General features: G+C 62.7%; 19 protein-coding genes and 1 pseudogene. 13 read left to right on the top strand and 7 right to left on the bottom strand.

All coding sequences use genetic code 11. The annotated features are described in order from the left end of the window. Positions 1-5 precede the first annotated feature (5 nt). A pseudogene (locus QFZ88_RS05535) lies at positions 6-2,141 on the top strand (dipeptide ABC transporter ATP-binding protein); the annotation flags it as partial. Positions 2,142-2,930: 789 nt separating this feature from the next. On the opposite strand, the gene QFZ88_RS05530 reads toward QFZ88_RS05535, so the two are convergent. Beyond that, on the bottom strand, positions 2,931-3,521 hold the full coding sequence (locus QFZ88_RS05530) for a transglycosylase SLT domain-containing protein (RefSeq protein WP_024923517.1): 591 nt from the start codon (positions 3,519-3,521) through the stop codon (positions 2,931-2,933). A gap of 216 nt (positions 3,522-3,737) precedes the next feature. Here QFZ88_RS05530 and QFZ88_RS05525 point away from each other — a divergent pair, with 216 nt between their 5' ends. From QFZ88_RS05525 to QFZ88_RS05510, 4 genes are all read left to right on the top strand, one after another. Continuing rightward, positions 3,738-5,276 carry a trimethylamine methyltransferase family protein gene (locus QFZ88_RS05525; protein WP_024923516.1) on the top strand — a complete coding sequence of 513 codons (1,539 nt, stop codon included), beginning with the start codon at positions 3,738-3,740 and terminating at the stop codon, positions 5,274-5,276. A gap of 126 nt (positions 5,277-5,402) precedes the next feature. Beyond that, entirely contained in the window at positions 5,403-7,844 is a 2,442-nt protein-coding gene (locus tag QFZ88_RS05520) for a GcvT family protein (RefSeq protein WP_024923515.1), read from the top strand. 88 nt (positions 7,845-7,932) lie between these two features. Continuing rightward, positions 7,933-8,178, top strand: coding sequence for a type II toxin-antitoxin system VapB family antitoxin (locus QFZ88_RS05515; protein WP_024923514.1), 246 nt, complete (start codon positions 7,933-7,935; stop codon positions 8,176-8,178). Next, a complete protein-coding gene (locus QFZ88_RS05510; protein ID WP_024923513.1) occupies positions 8,178-8,573 on the top strand; it encodes a type II toxin-antitoxin system VapC family toxin in 396 nt (131 codons plus the stop codon). Before QFZ88_RS05515 ends, QFZ88_RS05510 begins: the two co-directional genes overlap by 1 nt. Before the next feature lie 78 nt (positions 8,574-8,651). Here QFZ88_RS05510 and QFZ88_RS05505 read toward each other — a convergent pair whose 3' ends face one another. Next, the gene (locus QFZ88_RS05505) at positions 8,652-9,428 is read right to left on the bottom strand and encodes a VOC family protein (protein ID WP_024923512.1); all 777 of its coding nucleotides are present in this window, start codon (positions 9,426-9,428) and stop codon (positions 8,652-8,654) included. Positions 9,429-9,694: 266 nt separating this feature from the next. Between QFZ88_RS05505 and QFZ88_RS05500 the strand changes: the two genes are divergently transcribed. The 6 genes from QFZ88_RS05500 to QFZ88_RS05475 all read left to right on the top strand — a co-directional run bounded on the left by QFZ88_RS05500 (position 9,695) and on the right by QFZ88_RS05475 (position 14,370). Next, positions 9,695-11,062, top strand: coding sequence for an NAD(P)-dependent oxidoreductase (locus QFZ88_RS05500; protein ID WP_024923511.1), 1,368 nt, complete (start codon positions 9,695-9,697; stop codon positions 11,060-11,062). Between the two features lie 2 nt (positions 11,063-11,064). Further along, entirely contained in the window at positions 11,065-12,378 is a 1,314-nt protein-coding gene (gene preA, locus QFZ88_RS05495) for an NAD-dependent dihydropyrimidine dehydrogenase subunit PreA (RefSeq protein ID WP_024923510.1), read from the top strand. A gap of 113 nt (positions 12,379-12,491) precedes the next feature. Further along, positions 12,492-13,010: an RrF2 family transcriptional regulator gene (locus QFZ88_RS05490; RefSeq protein WP_024923509.1), complete on the top strand. Its 519-nt coding sequence runs from the start codon at positions 12,492-12,494 to the stop codon at positions 13,008-13,010. An 18-nt stretch (positions 13,011-13,028) separates the two neighbouring features. Then, positions 13,029-13,487: a carboxymuconolactone decarboxylase family protein gene (locus QFZ88_RS05485; protein WP_024923508.1), complete on the top strand. Its 459-nt coding sequence runs from the start codon at positions 13,029-13,031 to the stop codon at positions 13,485-13,487. A gap of 68 nt (positions 13,488-13,555) precedes the next feature. Beyond that, positions 13,556-13,933, top strand: coding sequence for a DoxX family protein (locus QFZ88_RS05480; RefSeq protein ID WP_024923507.1), 378 nt, complete (start codon positions 13,556-13,558; stop codon positions 13,931-13,933). Between the two features lie 65 nt (positions 13,934-13,998). Further along, a complete protein-coding gene (locus QFZ88_RS05475; protein ID WP_024923506.1) occupies positions 13,999-14,370 on the top strand; it encodes a DoxX family protein in 372 nt (123 codons plus the stop codon). A gap of 21 nt (positions 14,371-14,391) precedes the next feature. On the opposite strand, the gene QFZ88_RS05470 is transcribed toward QFZ88_RS05475, so the two are convergent. Then, entirely contained in the window at positions 14,392-15,111 is a 720-nt protein-coding gene (locus QFZ88_RS05470; RefSeq protein WP_024923505.1) for an SDR family oxidoreductase, read from the bottom strand. 152 nt (positions 15,112-15,263) lie between these two features. Between QFZ88_RS05470 and QFZ88_RS05465 the strand changes: the two genes are divergently transcribed. Then, on the top strand, positions 15,264-16,136 hold the full coding sequence (locus QFZ88_RS05465; RefSeq protein WP_024923504.1) for a helix-turn-helix transcriptional regulator: 873 nt from the start codon (positions 15,264-15,266) through the stop codon (positions 16,134-16,136). 20 nt (positions 16,137-16,156) lie between these two features. Here the strand turns inward: QFZ88_RS05465 and QFZ88_RS05460 are convergent, their stop codons facing one another. The 4 genes from QFZ88_RS05460 to QFZ88_RS05445 form a co-directional block, all read right to left on the bottom strand. Further along, positions 16,157-16,855 (bottom strand): DUF4087 domain-containing protein, encoded by a 699-nt coding sequence (locus QFZ88_RS05460; RefSeq protein ID WP_024923503.1) that lies wholly within the window; start codon positions 16,853-16,855, stop codon positions 16,157-16,159. Positions 16,856-16,944: 89 nt separating this feature from the next. After that, positions 16,945-17,457 (bottom strand): gluconokinase, encoded by a 513-nt coding sequence (locus QFZ88_RS05455; protein ID WP_024923502.1) that lies wholly within the window; start codon positions 17,455-17,457, stop codon positions 16,945-16,947. Continuing rightward, entirely contained in the window at positions 17,454-18,803 is a 1,350-nt protein-coding gene (locus QFZ88_RS05450; protein ID WP_024923501.1) for a GntP family permease, read from the bottom strand. The genes QFZ88_RS05455 and QFZ88_RS05450 overlap by 4 nt, the downstream gene beginning before the upstream one ends. Positions 18,804-18,908: 105 nt before the next feature. Beyond that, positions 18,909-19,547, bottom strand: coding sequence for a TetR family transcriptional regulator C-terminal domain-containing protein (locus QFZ88_RS05445; protein ID WP_024923500.1), 639 nt, complete (start codon positions 19,545-19,547; stop codon positions 18,909-18,911). 241 nt (positions 19,548-19,788) lie between these two features. On the opposite strand from QFZ88_RS05445, the gene QFZ88_RS05440 reads away from it, so the two are divergent. Then, positions 19,789-21,117, top strand: coding sequence for an aspartate aminotransferase family protein (locus QFZ88_RS05440; RefSeq protein WP_024923499.1), 1,329 nt, complete (start codon positions 19,789-19,791; stop codon positions 21,115-21,117). Positions 21,118-21,183: the final 66 nt, after the last annotated feature.

Raw genomic sequence — 21,183 nt, 5'->3', positions numbered from 1 at the left:
ACGCCATGAACGAAGCCGTTAAAGCCACGAACACAGCCAACGCCCAGCCGATCATCGAGATCGAGAACCTGTCGATCTCCTTCTTCACCCGCAAGGGCGAAATACCGGCGGTGATGGACTTTTCCTGCACAGTGATGCCCGGCGAAGCGATGGGCATCGTCGGCGAGAGCGGTTGCGGCAAGTCGACCGTGTCGCTCGGCATCATGCGCGACCTGTCCAACATCGGCAGGATCGTCGGTGGCCGCATCAAGTTCCAGGGCAAGGATATGGGCGACATGTCGGAGGAGGAGCTGCGCTCCATCCGCGGCAACAAGATCGCCATGATCTACCAGGAGCCGATGGCCAGCCTGAACCCGGCCATGAAGATCGGCCAGCAATTGATGGAAGTGCCGCTGCTGCACGATAAGGTCTCCAAGGAAGAGGCCTACAAACGTGCGCTCGACATGGTGCGCTCGGTCAAGCTGCCCGACCCCGAGCGCATGATGCGCTCCTATCCGCACCAGCTTTCCGGCGGCCAACAACAGCGCATCGTCATCGCCATGGCGCTGTTGTCCAATCCGGCGCTGCTTTTGCTCGACGAGCCGACCACAGCGCTCGACGTGACGGTGGAGGCCGGCATCGTCGAACTGGTGAAGGGGCTGGGCAAGCAGTTCGGCACTTCGATGATCTTCGTGTCGCACAATCTGGGCCTGATCCTGGAGACCTGCGACAGGATCACGGTGATGTATTCGGGCGAAGCGGTGGAAACCGGCAAGATCACCGACGTCTTCGACCGCATGCGGCACCCCTATACGCAAGGGCTGTTCCGCTCCATTCCGCTGCCCGGCGCCGACAAGAACGAGCGGCCGCTGGTGGCGATCCCTGGTCAATTGCCGTTGCCGCAGGAGCGGCCACGAGGCTGCAATTTCGGTCCTCGCTGCCACCACTTCGTTGAGGGCGTGTGCAACGCAGCCGAGATTCCGATGATCCCGGTGCAGGGGCATGACGGCCATTTCTCGCGCTGCGTGCGCTTCAACGAGATCGACTGGGCAGCGCTGCCGCCCGGCGCCAAGAAGGCCGGCGAACCGGTCAAGCCCGGCGCACCGGTACTCAAGGTCGACGACCTGAAAAAATACTACCATGTCGGCGCCGGCGGTGTGTTCGGCGGTAGCGAGGGGCGCACCGTCAAGGCCAACGAGACGATCAGCTTCGAGGCGCGCGAGAGCGAGACCGTCGCCATCGTCGGCGAAAGCGGTTGCGGAAAGTCGACACTGGCGAAAGTGCTGCTCGGCCTAGAAACGGCAAGCGCCGGCAAGGTCACGCTTGCCAACACCGAAATCCAGGCGACGGGCATCGAGAAGCGCAGCGTCGATACGGTCTCGGCCATCCAAATGGTGTTTCAGAACCCGTTCGATACGCTGAATCCCAGCCACACCGTCGGCTCGCAGATCATCCGCACGCTTGAGAAGTTCAACGTCGGCAAGACGGTGGCGGACCGTCGGCAGCGCATGCTGGAGCTTCTGGATCTTGTGAAGCTTCCACGCGCTTTCGCCGAACGCAAGCCGCGCCAGCTTTCCGGCGGGCAGAAGCAGCGCATCGGCGTGGCCCGCGCCTTTGCCGGCTCGGCCAAGGTGGTGGTGGCCGACGAGCCGGTCTCGGCGCTCGATGTCTCCGTCCAGGCGGCGGTGACCGAGCTCTTGATGGACATCCAGCGCCAGTCCGGGATGACGATGCTGTTCATTAGCCACGATCTGTCGGTGGTGCGCTACATCGCCGACCGCGTGGTGGTCATGTATCTCGGCTACATCGTCGAGCAGGGCACAACCGATCAGATCTTTTCGCCGCCCTATCACCCCTATACCGAGGCGCTGCTTTCAGCGATCCCGATCGCCGACACCAGCGTGGTCAAGAAACACATCGTGCTCGAAGGCGACATTCCCTCGGCGATGAACCCGCCGAGCGGCTGCCCGTTCCAGACCCGCTGCCGCTACAAACATCTGGTGCCGGACGGCCGTTGCGAGAAGGAGGTGCCGCCGCTGAAGGATCTCGGTGGCGGCCACCGCAGCCTGTGCTGGCTTTCCGACGAGGTGCTGGCCGGCATGGAGCCGGTGATCAGCTTCGACAAGGCGCATGCGGCGCTGGAGGGCGTGCCCGACGATGCAGTCGAGATTGCTGACGCGCCGGTTGCGGCTGCCAAGGCGAAGGTTGCCCGCAAGGCATCCACTGTCGCCAGGGGCTCCAAGGTGTCCGCGAAGGTGGCCATGGTCGCGCCGGAACCGGCGACACAGCCAGCGCCGGCAGCGAAAAATGTACCTGCCGCCAAAAAGTCTACGGCAGCCTCCAAGAAGACTGCGCCAGCCGTGAAATCGGAGCCTGCGGCGAAGACTGCTGCAGCCGGGAAGACGGCCGCCACTGCCGGCAAGGCGGTTGCTGCAACGCAAGCGAAGAAGGCAACGGTCACTAAGAGTCACAAGCCGAAGGCGGCAACCGGCTCCAGGACCAAGGCGGTGCCGGCTACTCCAGCCGTGAAGGCGGCCGTGCCGAGCCCTGCTCCTGAACCGGTCGATCCCGCGGATCGCGGCCGGCCGGCCGGCATAGCGAGACCCGCTGAGCCCGACGACCTTAAGCTGATCGTCGGCATCGGTCCGCAGATCGAGATCGCGCTCAATGAGCTCGGCATCTATCGTTTCGCGCAGGTCGCCGGCTGGACCGAGATCGAACGCGAATGGATGGACACGCGGCTGACGCTGCTTGGGCGCATCGAGCGCGACGATTGGGGCCGGCAGGCCAAGGCGTTGGCCGATGGCGGCGTGGAAGAATACATCCGGGTTTTCGGCCGCAAGCCGCACTAGGCCGGCTGAACGTATCCAGATTGGCGGCTTCCGGAAAATGGAGGCCGCGCCGGCCACAACGTCGCATCGATGCAGATGAGGCTATCGCCAAGTCTCGGGTCAGCGGCAGTTCTGCAACTGCCCGCGGTAGCGGTCTGCCATTGCGGCGGTGTCGCGCGCATAACGCTGCACGCCGGCATTGGAGCGCCATTCGCCGCGCTTGTAGCTGCCCCAGCCGAGATAATAGGCGAGGTAGAGATTGTAGGTGTCGTCGCGACCGACGCCGAAAGTGTCGATCGTCTTTGAGTGGTACCAACCGACGAAATCGACAGCGTCGCCGAAATTGGTGCGGCTGGCGGTGAAGTTGCCGGTCTCGCGCCGGTATTGGCTCCAGGTGCCGTCCAGCGCCTGCGAAAAGCCATAGGCGCTGGAAATGCGGCCCCAGGGAATGAAGCCGAGCAGCTTGCGGCGCGGCGGCCGGGCATAGCTGTTGAAACCGGATTCCTTGCGCACCGTTGCCATCAGCACATGCACCGGCACGCCATATTTGCGCTGCGTGCGCTCGGCCGACGACTGCCAGTCGTTGAACCAGCCGTCGCGTTGGTCGAAGACGGCACAGACGTCGTTGATGCGGTTGGGCGTGCTCGCGCAGGCGGCCAGCGCCAGCGGAACACCGATCACTAAAACTCGACTAAAACTATACGCACGCATGCGCCAGCATTAGCCGCAAATCATAAAGGGAGTCTTTCGTGGCTCCTTAACCTGTTTGGCGGTTACAAGGCGGAACGTTAGAAATAATGATAATTCGACGCGTAAATGTCGTATTATTTATATTATGTAGCAAATACGACGCTTCAGATAAAATCTCGTCCATATGTGTCGCATTCCTGATAGTTCAGGCGGCCAAACCGCGTTCTGATACGAAGCATGACCGCTCTTCGCACCAGACGCAGTGCCGAGCGCACCCATGCCAAAGGCGGGGCGCCCATTCCGCAGTTGCCGGCGCGCCGGGTCGAAAATCCCTACCCACCGATGGCGCTACTTTCGCCGGACCAGGTCGAGGCGATCCATCTGGCCTCGCTGCACATCCTGGAAAATCTCGGCATGGAGGTGATGAACAGGCGTGCGCTGGCGCTGTTCGAGCGCGCTGGTGCCGATGTCGACCACAGCGCCATGACGGTGCGGCTCGATCGCGGGCTGGTCGCCGAGGCGTTGAAGACGGCACCTGCGGCCTACACCCTGTCGTCGCGCAACCCAGCCCGGCAGATGGCGATTGGCGGCAACGTCATCAACTTCACGCTGGTGGCGGGACCGCCCAATGTGCATGACCGTGAACGCGGCCGCCGCGCTGGTAACATGCGCGACTATCGTGAGCTGGTCAGCCTGGCGCAACATTTCAACTGCATCCACATGCTGGGCAACCAGGTTTGCGCGCCGATCGAACTGGCGGCCAACACGCGTCATCTCGACACCTATCTTGCCAATCTGACGCTGACCGACAAGCCGTTCCACGTATCGGCCATCGGCAGGGGCAGGGCGCTGGATGGGATCAACATGATGGCGATCGCGCGCGGCCTCAGCCTGGAGGAGGTCGCTGCCGACCCGGGTGTCGGCACCATCATTTCCGTCAATTCGCCGCGCCGCTTCGACGAGATGATGCTGGAAGGGCTGATGGCCATGGCCGAGTACGGCCAGTCGGTCTGCATCACGCCGTTCACGCTGATGGGGGCGATGAGCCCGGTGACGCTTGCGGGTGCGCTGGCGCAGCAGAATGCAGAGGCGCTGTGTGGCATCGTGCTGACCCAGCTGGTGCGGCCTGGCTGCCCGGTTATGTATGGTGCCTTCACTTCCAACGTCGACATGCGCTCGGGCGCGCCGGCCTTCGGCACGCCGGAAAACACCAAGGCTAACATCGCTTCCGGGCAGATGGCGCGACGCTACAACCTGCCTTACCGCACCACGCCGGGGTCTGCCTCCAACGCGGCCGACGCGCAAGGAACCTACGAGACGCTGATGGCGCTGTGGGGTGCGGTGCTCGGCCACGGCAATCTGGTCTACCATGCCGCCGGTTGGCAGGAGGGTGGGCTGACGGCGTCGTTCGAGAAGTTCATCATCGATGTCGAGATGGTGCAGCACATAATGGAGTTCCTGCGTCCGATCGTTGTCGATGATGGCGAACTGGCGCTCGATGCTTTGGCGGGTGTGCCGACCGGCGGTCATTTCTTCGGCGAGCCGCACACGTTGGAACGCTACGCGACGGCCTTCTACCAGCCGCTGCTTTCCAACTGGCAGAACTACGAGGCGTGGACAGAGGCCGGCGCGATGGACGCGACACAGCGCGCCACCGGAGTGTGGAAGAAGGCGCTGGCCGACTATGTCCAGCCGCCGATGGACGAAGGCGTGCGCGAGGAGCTCGAAGCCTATGTGGCCAGGCGCAGGCAAGAAATCGGCGCGGACGAACCATGACGGCCACCGCAGCGCTACCTTTCCCGCGAGGGAAGGCGGAGCGCGGTGCAGCTGATATCTTGATTCAACACGTTCCAACCCAGATTCACGCAACTTTCCCAACTCTTTGAAGCAGAAGAGAAAATCATGAAATCGCATGCAAGGGTCGTTGTCATCGGCGGCGGTGTCGTCGGCTGTTCGGTGCTGTTCCATCTGGCGCGCGCCGGCTGGATGGACGTCGTTCTGCTGGAGCGCGACGAACTAACCTCCGGCTCGACCTGGCATGCCGCTGGCGGCATGCACACGATCAATGGCGACCCCAACGTCGCCAAGCTGCAGAAATACACGATCAGCCTCTACAAGGAGATCGAGGAACTTTCCGGGCAAGCGACCGGCGTGCATCTGACCGGCGGTGTGTTCCTTGCGGCCACCGAAGCGCGCATGGACTGGCTGCGCAACATGGTGGCCAAGGGCCGCTATCTCGGCATCGAACTCGAGGAGATTTCCCCGCGCGAAGCGGCGGAACTGATGCCGCTGATCGATCCCGGCCAGTTCGTCGGCGCCATCCACAACAAGGAGGACGGCCATCTCGACCCGTCCGGCGTGACCCACGCCTATGCCAAGGCCGCGCGAAAACTCGGCGCGCAGATCGAGCGATTCACCAAGGTCGAGGACATCGTGCGCCGGCCGGACGGTCTGTGGCGCGTCATCACCAACAAGGGCGAGGTGGTGGCCGAGCATGTCGTCAATGCCGGCGGCCTGTGGGCGCGCGAGGTCGGCCGCATGGTCGGGTTGGAACTGCCGGTGCTCGCCATGGAGCACATGTATCTGATCACCGAGGACATGCCCGAGGTCGCTGCCTGGAACAAGAAGACCGGCATGGAGATCATGCATGCCGTCGATTTCGACGGCGAACTTTATCTGCGCCAGGAGCGCGGCGGCATGCTGATGGGTACCTATGAGAAGGCCGGCAAACCTTGGTCGGAACAGTCGACGCCCTGGGATTTCGGCCACGAACTGCTGGAGCCCGATATCGACCGCATCGCGCCGTCGCTGGAAGTCGGCTTCCGCCATTTCCCGGCCTTCCAGAACACCGGCATCAAGCAGATCATCAATGGGCCCTTCACCTTCGCGCCGGACGGCAATCCGCTGGTCGGGCCGGTGCGCGGCCTGCCGGGTTTCTGGCTTGCCTGCGGCGTCATGGCCGGGTTCAGCCAGGGCGGCGGCGTCGGGCTGGCGCTCGCCAACTGGATGATGCATGGCGACCCCGGCGCCGATATCTGGGCGATGGACGTTGCGCGCTACGGCGGCTGGGCTTCCATGGCCTATACCAACGCCAAGGTGCGGGAGAACTATTCGCGCCGTTTCTCGATCCGTTTCCCCAACGAGGAATTGCTGGCCGGCAGGCCGCTGAGGACGACACCGGTCTACGATCTACTGGCGACGGAGGGTGCTCAATTCGGCGCGTCCTACGGGCTGGAAGTGCCGCTGTGGTATGCGCCGGAAGGCGTCCGCGACGCGTTCTCCTGGCGCCGCTCGACCGATTTCGAACATGTCGCCAATGAGGTGCGAGCCGTGCGCGAACGCGTTGGCCTGTCGGAGATTTCCTCCTTCGCTAAATATCGGGTGACCGGCGAGGGGGCCGGAACCTGGCTGGACAGATTGCTTGCCTGCAAATTGCCAGCGCCGGGGCGCATGACGCTTGCACCCATGTTGAAGGAAGACGGCAAGCTGATCGGCGATTTTTCGCTGGCCAATCTGGGGCCAGGCAACGCCGGCGACGAAGAGTGGTTCATCGCCGGTTCCGGACTTGCCGAGCAGTATCATATGCGCTGGTTCGAACGGCATTTGCCGGCCGAGGGGTCGGTGAAGGTCGAGGCGCTCGGGTTGAGCCGTGTCGGCCTGTCGATCGCCGGACCGCACGCCCGCGATCTGCTGGCAAAGGTCACCCGCGCCGACGTCTCGGCGGCGGCCTTCAAATTCATGGATATCAAGCGGACGGAGATTGGTCTTGCCCCATGCCTCGTCGGTCGCGTCAGCTATACGGGTGACCTCGGCTACGAAATCTGGATGGCGCCGGAATATCAGCGCCATGTGCTTGAAACCTTGATGGAAGCCGGCAAGGAATTCGGCGTCGGTTTGTTCGGTTCGCGGGCGCTCAACGCGCTTCGCCTTGAAAAGAACTACGGCTCCTGGGCGCGCGAATACCGGCCGATCTATGGGCCGCTGGAGGCCGGGCTCGACCGTTTCGTCGCCTATTCGAAGCCGGCCGATTTCTTCGGCAAGCAGGCGGCGGTCGTCGAACGTGCCTCCGGCGGCAAGCTGAGGCTGCGGAGCTTCGTCGTCGATGCCGTGGACGCCGACGTCATCGGCGACGAGCCGATCTGGCATGGCGGTTCGGTGCGGGGATGGGTAACGTCCGGCGGCTACGCTCATCACTCCGGCGTGTCGGTGGCGATGGGCTACGTGCCGAAGGAGATCGCCGACGAGAGCGACGGCTTCGAGATCGAATATCTGGGACGGCGCCATGCCGCCCGTATACAGCCCACGCCGCTGTTCGACGGCAATCAGGAGCGGATGAGGGGGTAGTGGTTTCTAGATAGCCGTTCCCATTGTGTTCTTGTTTTCTACAAGATACAATGATGATTGTACAAATCACTTGTGGTTGTGGACATAAATGGCTATACACGTGCAAGATGAGGAGACCGATTGGCTTGTGCGCGATTTCGCGCGGAAGCGTGGGGTGGGTATAACTGCAGCTATAAAACTCGCGATCGAAGAGGCGACCAGCCACGAGCGGCAGGGGGTCGAGGAGTTCGCCCGGCGGATCGAGCCGATTATCGAGCAAATCAGGGCGCTTAAAGCCAATGGGTTTGAGGATGAGAAAGCTTTTATGGATGATATGTGGGGGGAGAATGACTGATGTTTGTCGAGACCTCCACAATCGTGGGCATATTGCTTGAAGAGCCTGACAAAAAAGATTTGCTCGCTCGGCTGCATGCCGCGGTTGGGCCAGTGACGTCCGTGGTTAATGAGGTAGAAGCAGCGATATCCATAGGCCGACGAATCCGGGATTTTACTTTGGCCGGGAAGTTGGTTGGCGACTTCCTGGAAAAGGCCGGAATCCGCGTTTTGCCAGTAACTCCGGATATTTATGAAGACGTGGTTCGCGCTTATGCGCGTTATGGTAAGGGTACCGGCCACGCGGCGAAGTTGAATTTTGGCGACTGCTTCTCCTATGCAATTGCAAAGCAAGCCGGAATTCGGCTGCTGTGTAAAGGAAATGATTTTACGCAGACCGATATTTCACTGGCCTGAGTTGCCGTGATGTTCATCTGAGGCGGCAGGCGGGGCAGGCGAGATAGCGATCAACCTGCCCCGTGAAAATCGGGGCGTTCAGCGCCCTGGCGCGACCATGGCGAAGTAAGCGCCCTGCGGGTCCTGGCATTGCACGATCCATTGGCCGCTCGGCACTTCCATCGGCCCCATCACCACCTTGCCGCCACGGTCGGTGACCCGCTTGGCGGCGGCATCGATGGCCGGCACGTTGAAATAGAACAGCCAGGCCGGCACGGACATCTGCTCGGGCTTGTTCATCATGCCGCCGATCGGTTCGGCCCCGGCGGTGAAGAGCTGGTAGATGCCCATCGGTCCCATGTCGAAAGGATCGCCTTTCGCCCAGCCGAACTGGCCGGAATAGAAATCGAAGGCCTTTTGCCAATCGGTGGCGAACAGTTCATGCCAGCCGATATGGCCGGGCGTGCCCAAGGGCACTGGCGGCTGGTCGGGGCCGTTGGGCTGCAGGAACATGAAGCCGGCGCCCTGCGGGTCGGCGACGACGGCGAAGCGTCCGACACCGGGGATGTCGTCGGGCGCGCGGTGAACGGCGCCGCCGGCCTTGGTCAGCGAGGCCACCGAAGCTTCGATGTCCCTTGTGTAGATATAGCCGACCCAGGCGGGTGGCATGCCCATCTTGGCGGCGTCCTCGGGCAGCGTCATCAGGCCGCCGACGCCACGGTCGCCGGCATTGACGACGATGTAGCGCGGCATGCCTGGCGATTTCTCGAAGGGTTCGGGCCGCCAACCGACGACTTCGGTGTAGAAGGCCTCGGCGGCGTCGAGGTCGGTTGTCATCAATTCATACCAGAAGAAGCTTTTCGAGGCATTCGGCATGTCGGGCTCCCTTACGTTTCCTGCCGTCTTCCATAGGCGCATGGTTCGCCATGCTGCGGCAGGGCGATCATAGGACGCCGAGCCGGACGGAATTCCGACAGCAAGTCAAAATATTTCGCGTAGCGGCAAATATCCGCAATAAATCATGACTACAAAAGTCATGTTATTTTTGAGCTTTTTCAAGCACTTATCTTGAAAATTGACCAATTGATAAAAAAACAAAACGTGCTAGCCTTTCCTCAAAACCACAACAATGGGGAACCGGAATGACAACAGGTCATTTCAAGGAGGGCATAGCTGGCGGCCGGCTGTCGCCCGAGGCTTATGCCGACAATTTTTCCGATCTGCATCCACCGCTCGACCATCACGAAGCGCTGGTCGAATCCGACCGGTGCTACTTCTGCTACGACGCGCCTTGCATGCAGGCCTGCCCGACGTCGATCGATATCCCGATGTTCATCAGGCAGATCGCCACCGGCAATCCGCTAGGATCGGCCAAGACCATCTTCGACCAGAATATCCTCGGCGGTATGTGCGCCCGCGTCTGCCCGACCGAAACATTGTGCGAGGAAGCCTGCGTGCGCGAGACCGCCGAGGGCAAGCCGGTGCAGATCGGCCGCCTGCAGCGTTATGCCACCGACGTGGCGATGGACGAAGGCAAGCAATTCTACAAGCGCGCGAAATCGACCGGCAAGAAGGTTGCCGTGGTTGGCGCCGGTCCCGCCGGTCTTGCTGCCGCGCACCGGCTGGCCCGTCACGGTCACGAGGTGAAGATTCTGGAGGCTCGCCCCAAGGCCGGTGGCCTCAATGAATACGGCATCGCCGCCTATAAAAGCGTAGACGATTTCGCCCAGGCCGAGGTCGACTATGTGACCGCCATCGGCGGCATTGCGATCGAGAACGACAAGGCGCTAGGCCGCGACTTCCAGCTCTCCGAGCTGACCAAGCAATATGATGCCGTTTTCCTCGGCATGGGGCTTTCCGGTGTCAACGCGCTGCGCGCCGATGGCGAAGATGCCGATGGCGTCGCCAACGCGGTCGACTTCATTGCCGAGCTGCGTCAGACCAGCGATCTTGCCGGCCTGCCGGTCGGGCGCCGCGTCGTCGTCATCGGCGGCGGCATGACGGCGGTGGATGCTGCCGTGCAGTCCAAGCTGCTCGGCGCCGAAGAGGTGACGATCTGTTACCGCCGCGGCCAGGAGCACATGAACGCCTCCGGCTTCGAGCAGGATCTGGCCGCCGCCAACGGTGTCACCATCCGCCACTGGCTGCAGCCCAAAAAGGTCGTTTCCGATGGTGGCAAGGTCGTCGCCGTCGAGCTCGAATACACGGCCATCAAGGGCGACAAGCTCGGAGGCACCGGTGAGACGCTAAGGCTCGCCGCCGACCAGGTGTTCAAGGCCATCGGCCAGTCGTTCCAGCCCGCCGCGCTCAACGGCAGCGGGCAGGCGATGGCGCTGGAGAACGGCCGCATCCAGGTCGATGCGGAGGGTCGCACCTCGCTGGCCAAGGTGTGGGCAGGTGGCGACTGCGTGGTCGACAGCCGCGAGGACCTCACCGTCTCGGCGGTGGCGGCCGGGCGCGATGCCGCCGAAAGCATCCATCGGGCACTCACCTCGAATGGGGGGGCATGAGCATGGCGGATATTCGCAACAATTTCATCGGCATCAAGTCACCCAACCCGTTCTGGCTGGCTTCGGCGCCGCCGACCGACAAGGCCTACAATGTCGAGCGCGCCTTCAAGGCGGGCTGGGGCGGCGTGGTCTGGAAGACATTGGGCGAGGAAGGCCCACCGGTGGTCAACGTCAACGGGCCGCGCTACGGCGCGATCTGGGGTGCCGACCGTCGTCTGCTCGGCTTGAACAACATCGAGCTGATCACCGATCGCGACCTGCAGACCAACCTGCGCGAGATGAAGCAGGTGAAGAAGAATTGGCCCGACCGCGCACTGATCGCCTCGATCATGGTGCCTTGCGTGGAAGAGAGCTGGAAGGCGATCCTGCCACTGGTCGAGGAGACCGAGGCCGATGGCATCGAGCTCAATTTCGGCTGTCCGCACGGCATGAGCGAACGCGGCATGGGCGCGGCCGTCGGCCAAGTGCCGGAATATATCGAGATGGTGGTGCGCTGGTGCAAGCAGTACACGCGCATGCCTGTGATCACCAAGCTGACGCCCAACATCACCGACGTGCGCAAGCCGGCGCGCGCGGCCAAGGCCGGCGGCACCGACGCGGTGTCGCTGATCAACACGATCAATTCGATCACGTCGGTCGATCTCGACTCGTTCTCGCCGGAACCGTCGATCGACGGCAAGGGCAGCCACGGCGGCTATTGCGGCCCAGCGGTCAAGCCGATCGCGCTGAACATGGTGGCCGAGATCGCCCGTGATCCGGAAACCCGTGGCCTGCCGATTTCCGGCATCGGCGGCATCACCACCTGGCGCGACGCGGCCGAGTTCCTGGCGCTGGGTGCCGGCAACGTGCAGGTATGCACGGCGGCGATGACCTATGGCTTCAAGATCGTACAGGAAATGATCGCCGGTCTCGAGAACTGGATGGACGAGAAGGGTCATCGTTCGCTGGACGACGTCATCGGCCGCGCCACGCCCAACGTTACCGACTGGCAGTATCTGAACCTGAACTACATCGCCAAGGCGCATATCGACCAGGACGCCTGCATCAAATGCGGTCGCTGCCACATCGCCTGCGAGGACACCTCGCACCAGGCGATCACCTCCATGGTGGACGGTGCTCGCCATTTCGAAGTGATGGAAGACGAGTGCGTGGGCTGCAATCTCTGCGTCAACGTCTGCCCGGTGGAAGGCTGCATCACCATGGTGCCGCTGGGCGCCGGCGTGCTCGATCAGCGTACGGGCAAGCCGGTCGATCCTGCCTATGCCAACTGGACGACACACCCGAACAACCCGATGGCCAAAGTGGCCGCCGAATAGGGTCTGACGGAAAACGAAAAAAGCGGTGCAGTGATGCACCGCTTTTTTGCTCCCTCTATTGACGATAAAAAATATCCACGATATTAAATATCCATGATTAAGGAGAAGCAATCGTGAAGTTGAGCGAAGGCGTCGAAGCGGCGATCCACTCCACTGCCATGCTTGCCGCGATCGAGCACGGGGCAACCATGCCGGCCTCTGCCTTGGCGGAAGCGTTCGGCCTGTCGCCCAGCTACCTGCTGAAGCATCTGCAGGCGTTGACGGCTGCGCGCATTCTCGAATCCGTACCCGGTCCGACCGGTGGATACCGCCTGGCGCGTGTGCCGGAAAAGATCTCGCTGCTCGACATCGTACTGGCCGTCGACGGCGCGCGTCCGGCGTTTCGTTGCGGCGAGATTCGCCGCAACGGCCCGGCCAAGATCGACGCGTCTGCCTATGTTCAGCCATGCGGCATCAATGCCGCGATGCTGCGTGCCGAGCGCGCCTATCGCACGGCACTCGCCGCGGAGAAGCTTTCCGACATTATCGCCGAGTTCATGGCCGACGCCGACCCGCGCGTCGTCCAGACCGCCTGCGCGTTCGCAGTGAACCACGCCCGGCCGCAGAAAACCGCTCAGAACCGTAACCAGTAACTTGTGAAAGGACCGATCATGCAACCCAGGATGGATTTTTTCGCCGAGGCGCCGCAGCTGATGAAATATGTCATCAGCCTCAATCGGGCTGTGGACGAATGCGGCCTCGACAAGGGGTTGCTGCATCTCATCAAGCTGCGCGCTTCGCAGATCAACGGCTGTTCCTATTGTGTCGACATGCACAGCCGCGAGGCGCGTGACGACGGCGAGAGCGAACAGCGTGTCTACCTCGTCTCCGCTTGGAAGGAATCGCCGCTCTACAGCGAGCGTGAGCGTGCCGCTTTCGAATGGGTGGAAACCGTCACCAACATCGCCGAAGCCGGCGTGCCGGAGGCGCTTTACGACAAGGGCTCCAAGCTGTTCAGCAAGGAGGAACTGGTGAAGCTCACCGTTGCCGTCGCCATGATCAATGTCTGGAACCGGCTCTGCGTGACCTTCCACGCCGTCCATCCGGTGCCGGCCGCCAAAGCCGCATAAGAACCGAACATTTTTTGCAGAAAGGGCGCGGGTAGCCGCGCCCTGTTTTTTCAAGAGGGATCAATACGATGCATGCCAATTTTCATAACGAGATTCTGTTTGTCGGCCGTTTTCTGATGGGCGGCGCTTTTGTCTTCGCCGGGCTGCGCAACATCCAGAACATGGCATTTCTGGCGCAGATGATGGGCGCGCGCGGCGTGCCGCAGGCGGCGACCGTATTGTGGCTTGGCATCGTCGCGCAGATCGTGGCGGGCGTGCTGCTGATGGTAGGCTTCTGGACCGCACCGGCGGCGGCGCTGCTTCTTCTGTTTCTCTTGGCTGCCACGCCGATGTTCCACAATTTCTGGGACCATCAGGGCCCGGACCGCGCCGCCAAGATCAACGGTTTTGTCGGCAATATCGCGCTGGCAGGTGGCTTCCTTACCCTGCTCTCCGTCGCGCAATAAGGTTGACTAGGCGTCGGGCGAGCGCTTCAAGCACAGGAGCGCCGCTTAACGCCCCGGGGGAGACGATGATCGCGGAAACCTTGATGCTGGTCGGCCGCCTTGTTTTCGGTGGCTTCTTCCTGATTGCGGGCATCCGCAACTTTACCCATTTCAGCGAACGCAGAACGACCGCCACCACCAATTACGGCTGGTTGCTGCCGGCACCCGTGATGGCCGCCGGCTTCGCGGTCCAGTTTTTCGGCGGGCTGCTGCTCGTCCTCGGCATCTGGACGGTTCCGGCAGCGGCGGCGCTGATCGTCTTCCTGGTGCTGGCGACGGCGCTCTATCACAATCTGTTCCTGTTCCAAGGGGCCGAGCGCGACCCGCACCTCTATTTCACCCTGGTCAACATCACGCTGGCCGGCGGTCTTCTCATGGTGATCGCCGGTGCGCTGTGAGCGTTGGAGGTACCCAGCCGGTCAGGCGACCAGGCTCAGGCCGCCGTCGCAATAGAGCCGCTGACCGGTGACGAAGCTGTTGCCGATCAGGAAGGCGATGGTATCGGCGACGTCCTCGGAGGTGCCGATGCGACCGGCGGGCGCGAGCCCGGCGAAATGCGCGAAAGCTTGGCTGCGTTGTTCCGCCGGCAAGGTGTTCCACCACGGCGTGTCGATGACGCCCGGCGCCACCGCATTGACCCTCAGTGGCTTGAGTTCGGCGGCCAATGCAACGACGGGGCTGTTCATGGCGCCGTTGACGGTCGCCACTCCGGCCATGCCCGGCGAACTCATCGCTGCCGACGCGGCCGAGACAAAGGTGATCGAGCCGTCCTTGCGGATCGTCTTCAGCGCGATCTGGGCCGACAGCAATTGTGCCTGCACCTTCTCGATGAAGCCTTGCGAAAGGTCGGCCAGATCGAGTTCGGCGAAGGTGCCGAGGCCGCGCCCGCTGCTGACCGTGGTCACCAGATGGTCGAAGGGGCCGACCTTGTCGAACAAGGCGCGCAAGGCAGCCGCATCCGTGGAGTCCGCGATTATGGCTGAAGCCTTGCCGCCGAGGTGCCTGTTGGCAGCGTCAAGCTTTGCGGCATCGCGCCCGGCGATGGTGACGCGGTAGCCGCGTTCGATCAGCGTCGCTGCGGTGGCGAGGCCGATGCCGGAGGAGCCGCCAATGACGATGACATGCTGGTTCTTGCTCATTTCGATGCCTTTCTCTTGGGCCTTTTTGATGTTCGTGCCATCGCTGCCGGTCAGGCGGCGACGCCGATGGCTGCAAGATGGCGTTTGACAAAACGCCAGGCAGGACCAAAGTTATCCTGGTATCGATACTACTATTCTGAACTGGAACTGCGATGGGCGATGTCCTGGAGGCGCGCAGGCGCGAATTCGGCGCTTTCCTGCGATCGCGGCGCGAAAAGCTGACGCCGGCGGAGATCGGGCTGCCGTCAGGCGCGCGCCGGCGCACGCCAGGCCTGCGGCGTGAGGAAGTGGCGATCGCGACCGGCATCGGTACGACCTGGTATACGTGGCTGGAGCAGGGGCGCGACGTCAAACCCTCCGCCGAAGTGCTGGAGCGGCTGGCTGATACGCTGAAACTGTCGATCCCGGAAAAGCGTCACCTCTACATCATCGCCGGTCGTCCGCTGCCCACCTGCACCGTGCCGGTGCGGGAAGCGGTCAGTCCAAGACTGCTGCGGCTGATCGACGGGTTCCATCTGCAGCCAGCGCAAATCATCGGCCGCCGCTGGGATGTCCTGGCCTGGAACAGCGCGGCCACGGCCGTCTTCGGCGACTATGGCGCGCTGCCTGCGGCGGAACGCAACGTCGTCTACCAGACCTTCCTCAATCCCGAGCGCAGCCAGCGCATGGAGGACTGGGAGGACATCGCCAGATTGGTGCTCGGCCATTTCCGCATGGATAGCGCCAGATATTTCGACGACCCGGGATTTGCCGGACTGATCGAAACGTTGAACGTCGGCAGCCCGGCGTTTCGCGAATGGTGGCCGAAGCGGGATGTGGTGCGCCTGCTTTCGGGCACCAAGCATTTCCACCACCCGACGGCCGGGAGGCTGAGTTTCGAATACACGTCGCTGTCGCCGGACGACGGTTCCGACATGCGTATCTTGGTCTACCAGCCGCTGGACGAGGACGACACGGTCGGCAAGCTGGGTGACCTGCTGCAGGACATGGCAACGCGACGCGAACTTGCCGCTACAGATGCTTGAACCAGCGTCGCGGTTGAGGTCTACAACTTGCTTTCAGAAGGCAGGCTCTTGTCTTTCCTGCAGGTGACAAGCGGAAGGGTCTTACCGCCCGTTACGCTTTTCACTGTCTTGGTCGCAGGGTCGGTGGTCAGCTTCACGCACGCGCAGCCATAGCCGTAATTGCCGTTCGACTTCACATATTGCTTTGGATTGAAGTCCGGCAGTTTGTCCATGCCGGTGGCTTCGGCGCCGCCCTGCGCGGCGAGCACCCAGGTTGCGTCCTTGTCGGTCAGCCACCAGTTGCCGGGTGTCGGATTGGCCAGCCAGCCGCAACGGTTTTCGATCTGTCCGGCCGCGGCGTTTGCGTTTGAAGCTGCCGATGCGGATGCGCCAGAACAACGCTTGTAGAGCACCGGCTTGCCCATGCCGAACCCTTGCGGATTGTAGAGCATCAGGTCCTTGTCGTTGGCATATTCGAAGTTATCGACATTGCCTTCCTCCGTGTAATGGATGGCGCCGTAACCGCGCGGGCTTTCCTTCGCCGCAAAAAAGACGGCCTGGGATTTCTGCCCTTTGTATTGGAGCGTGTTGGCGGTGACGGTGACCGTTGTGCCGCTGCATTTGCCGGCCTCAGCCCACACGCCTTGCGCGGCAGTTGGAACTTTCGTGTCATCGGCGAAAGCCGGCACCGACCCGGAGCAGACTACAATCAGACTGGCGACGAACAATTTCAGGCGCATTATTTCCTCCCCCACGGCATATGCACGCCCGCTAATTCTGCACGTGTGCGGACTAGGTTCAAGGCGATTGGTATCGGTGGCTGCTTTTCTCAGGCGAGGCGCAAGCGGTCGATGACCTGCTCCGCCTCTTCGATCGGGCTCTCGCCGATGTCGATGACGGCGCCTGCTTCATCAGGTTGCAGTGGTTCCAGCGTCGCGATCTGCGAATCGAGCAGGCTCGCCGGCATGAAATGACCTTTGCGCGCGCCCATGCGCTGCATCAGCAGCTCTCGCGATCCGGCGAGGAGAGCAAAGGCCACCACGCCCTTTTGGCTCTCGCCGCGCAGGATGTCGCGATAGGACCGCTTTAGCGAGGAGCAGGTGACGAGCGCGGGCCGGCCGGTGCGGATGCGCTCGTCGATCCAGCGGGCGATGGCCCCCAGCCAGGGGCGGCGGTCGTCATCGGTAAGCGGTATGCCGTGGCTCATCTTCTCGATGTTGGCCTTGGGATGCAGCTCGTCGCCTTCGAGGAGATCCCATCGTAGCCGTTCCGCCACAAGGCCGGCAATCGTCGATTTGCCGGAACCCGAGACACCCATTACCACCACGACGACCGGCTTCACAGGAAGGCCCCGAGGATGAGGACGCCGACTAGCCCGCAGACGGAAATGATGCATTCCATCAGCGTCCAGGTCTTCAGCGTCTGGCCGATGTCCATGTTGAGATAACCCTTCACCAGCCAGAAGCCGGCGTCGTTCAGATGCGACAGGAACAGCGAGCCCGACCCGATGGCAAGCACCATCAAAGCGCCCTGGGCCGGCGGCAGACCGGCGGCGACCGGCGCCAGGATGCCGGCGGCGGTGACGGTTGCGACGGTGGCCGAACCGGTGGCGACGCGCACGAGGACGGCGACGAACCAGGCCAGGAACATGACCGGCAGGCCGCTGCCGCTGATCGCGGTGGCGATGACGGCGCCGATGCCGGTATCGACCAGGACCTGTTTGAAGCCGCCGCCGGCGCCGACGATGAGCAGGATGCCGGCGATGGGGCCAAGCGAGCTCTCCAGGCTGTGGGCCACCGCCTTCTTCGGCATCTGGAACATCAGTGCGCCGGCGATGACGGCTATTCCAAGCGCAATCAGCGGTTCGCCCAGCACATGCAGGGCGGCCGGAACAAAGGCCTTCGAACCGGGTGCGACGACTTCCGAGATGGCGCGGGCGAGCATCAGCACCACCGGCAGCAGGATGGCGGTGACGGCGGTCGCGAAGCTCGGCTGAGCGGTAGAGGGCGCCTGATCGCTTGCGGTAGGGGCGAACAGTTGCGGGGTCGGAACCTTGACCCAGCGATCGGCGATGGTCGCGAAAATCGGACCGCTGATGATCACGCTCGGTATGGCGACGAGTACGCCGAGACCGAGGGTGAGGCCGAGATTGGCGCCGAGCGTGCTGACGGCGACGAGCGGACCGGGATGCGGCGGCACCAGGCCATGCATGGCCGACAGGCCGGCCAGCGTCGGGATTGCGATCTTGACGATGGATTGACCGGATCGCTGGCTGACCAGCAGGATCACCGGCATCAGGAGCACCAGGCCGATCTCGAAGAACATCGGCAGGCCGATGATCGCGCCGACCAGTCCCATGGTCCAGGGCAGCATCTGCGGCTTCGATCGGCCGACCAGCGTGTCGACAATGCGGTCGGCGCCACCCGAATCGGCCAGCAGCTTGCCGAACATCGCACCCAGTCCCATCAGGATGCCGACGCCGGCCATTGTCGCGCCGAAGCCCTTGGTGAAGGAGGTTATCGACCCGGCCGCGCCGAGATTGGCGGCGAGGCCGACGCCGAGCGCCCCAATGGACAGGGACAGGAAGGGATGCAGCTTCAGCCAACTGATCAGGATGACGATCGCGGCAACGCCGGCAAGCGCGGCGATGATTAGCTGGGCATCGCCGGCGGTGGCAGCCTGTTCCATGCAGTGTCCTCCATGCCCCCACATGCATTAGTTCGCACGATTGCACGGGAGGTCAATGCCGGTTTCTGGAAACTTTCCGCTGTACGGCGATAGGGGCCGGAGGAATCAGCCCGCGCCGGTTTTCGGTTGCAGTCCCTCGAGGAAGAGCTGTTCCAGGAAGCGGGCTGCGTCCTCGAAGCGGCCTTCGCCACCACGATCTGGACCAAGCACGGCGCGCACCTGGACGTCGAAATCGGCATAATGCTGGGTCGTCGCCCAGATCGAGAAGATCAGGTGCCAGGGGTCGGTGCGGGCGATCTTGCCGGCCCGCATCCAGCCCTTGATGACGGCGGCCTTTTCCTCCACCAGGTTTTTCAGCTCGCCCTCCAGCATCGGCATGATGCGCGGCGCGCCCTGCAGGATCTCGTTGGCGAACAGCCGGCTCTCGCGGGGATAGTCGCGCGCCATCTCCAGCTTGCGGCGGATGTAAGACCGCAACTCCGTCAACGGGTCGCCAATGTCGTCGAGCTCGCGCAGCGGCGCCAGCCAGGTTTGCAGCAGGCGCTGGATCAGCGTTTCGTGGATCTCTTCCTTGCGCCGGAAATAATACAGCAGGTTCGGTTTCGACATGCCCGCCGCTTCCGCGATCTGGTCGATGGTCGAGCCGCGGAAACCGTGCATGGCGAAGACTTCGAGCGCGGCTTCGAGGATCAGCTCGCGCTTTTCTTGCTGGATGCGGGTGCGGGGTGGGGCGGGGGCGTTCATGGCGCGGACCACCCGTTGAATGGCAAGGCGTTCCGGGTAATCTGGACCAATTGTCTGGACCAGTTTTTGCTGGGCTGTGGAGCGCGCTTCAAATGCGGCATTTCCGCTAGTAATCCCTTGACCGTCTTCATGGCGGTGCTAACGTTTGTCCATCCGGTCAAAAATTTGCGTAGCACGAAAACGCGCCGAAGACCAAGCGTTGGCCGCACCGAAACGAAGCAGTGAAAGGAAAGGCTTGGTCATGTCCAATCGGCTCAAGGTAACGCCGAACGATCTCAGTGCATTCTGGATGCCGTTCACGGCAAACCGGCAATTCAAACAGGCGCCGCGCATGCTGGTCGGTGCCAAGGACATGCACTACACGTCCTCGGACGGTCGTAAGATCCTGGACGGCACTGCCGGCCTGTGGTGCGTCAACGCCGGTCACTGCCGGCCGAAGATCACCGAGGCCATCCAGCAGCAGGCGGCGGAACTCGACTACGCCCCGGCCTTCCAGATGGGCCACCCGATCGTGTTCGAACTGGCGAACCGGCTGGTCGACATCGCGCCGAAAGGTATGGACCACGTCTTCTTCACCAATTCCGGCTCGGAATCGGTCGACACCGCGCTCAAGATGGCGATCGCCTATCACCGCGCCAAGGGTAACGGCTCGCGCTTCCGCCTGATCGGCCGCGAGCGCGGCTATCATGGCGTCAATTTCGGCGGTATCTCGGTCGGCGGCATCGTCAACAATCGCAAGATGTTCGGCACGCTGCTCACTGGCGTCGACCACATGCCGCACACCCATCTGCCCGAGAAGAACGCCTTCACCAAGGGCGTGCCGGAGCATGGCGCCGAACTCGCCGACGAATTGGAACGCATCGTCACGCTGCATGACGCCTCGACCATCGCCGCCGTCATCGTCGAGCCGGTCGCCGGCTCCACCGGCGTCATCCTGCCGCCGAAGGGTTATCTGCAGCGCCTGCGCGAAATCTGCACCAAGCACGGCATCCTTTTGATTTTCGATGAGGTCATCACCGGGTTCGGCCGTCTCGGCACGCCGTTCGCCGCCGACTATTTCGGCGTGACGCCCGACATCATCACCACCGCCAAGGGTGTCTCCAACGGTGTCATCCCGATGGGTGCGGTGTTCGCGACCAAGGAAATCCACGACACGTTCATGACCGGCCCGGACCACATGATCGAGTTCTTCCACGGCTACACCTATTCGGGCAATCCGATCGCCTGTGCCGCGGCACTCGGCACGCTGGACACCTACAAGGAAGAGGGCTTGCTCACCCGCGGCGAGGAGCTCGCACCCTATTGGGAGGATGCGCTGCATTCGCTGAAGGGCGAGCCGCATGTTATCGACATCCGCAACATCGGCCTGATCGGCGCCATCGAGCTTGCGCCGATTGCCGGACAGCCGACCAAGCGCGCCTTCCAGGCTTTCGTGAAGGCATATGAGCGCGGCGCGCTGATCCGCACCACCGGCGACATCATTGCGCTGTCGCCGCCGCTCATCATCACCAAGGGCCAGATCAACGAGCTGATCGACCATGTCCGTGAAGTGCTGAGGGCGATCGACTAGCGCGTCGATCCGAAAATCGGAATCGATTTTCGGAAAGCACGATGCGTGGACTTAAAGTGTTGGAGC

The sequence above is a fragment of the Mesorhizobium sp. YL-MeA3-2017 genome (genome assembly GCF_030814575.1).
GTDB lineage: Bacteria > Pseudomonadota > Alphaproteobacteria > Rhizobiales > Rhizobiaceae > Mesorhizobium > Mesorhizobium terrae.
Note: the sequence above shows the minus strand (reverse complement) of the source record. Positions and strands in the feature narration are given on the sequence as shown.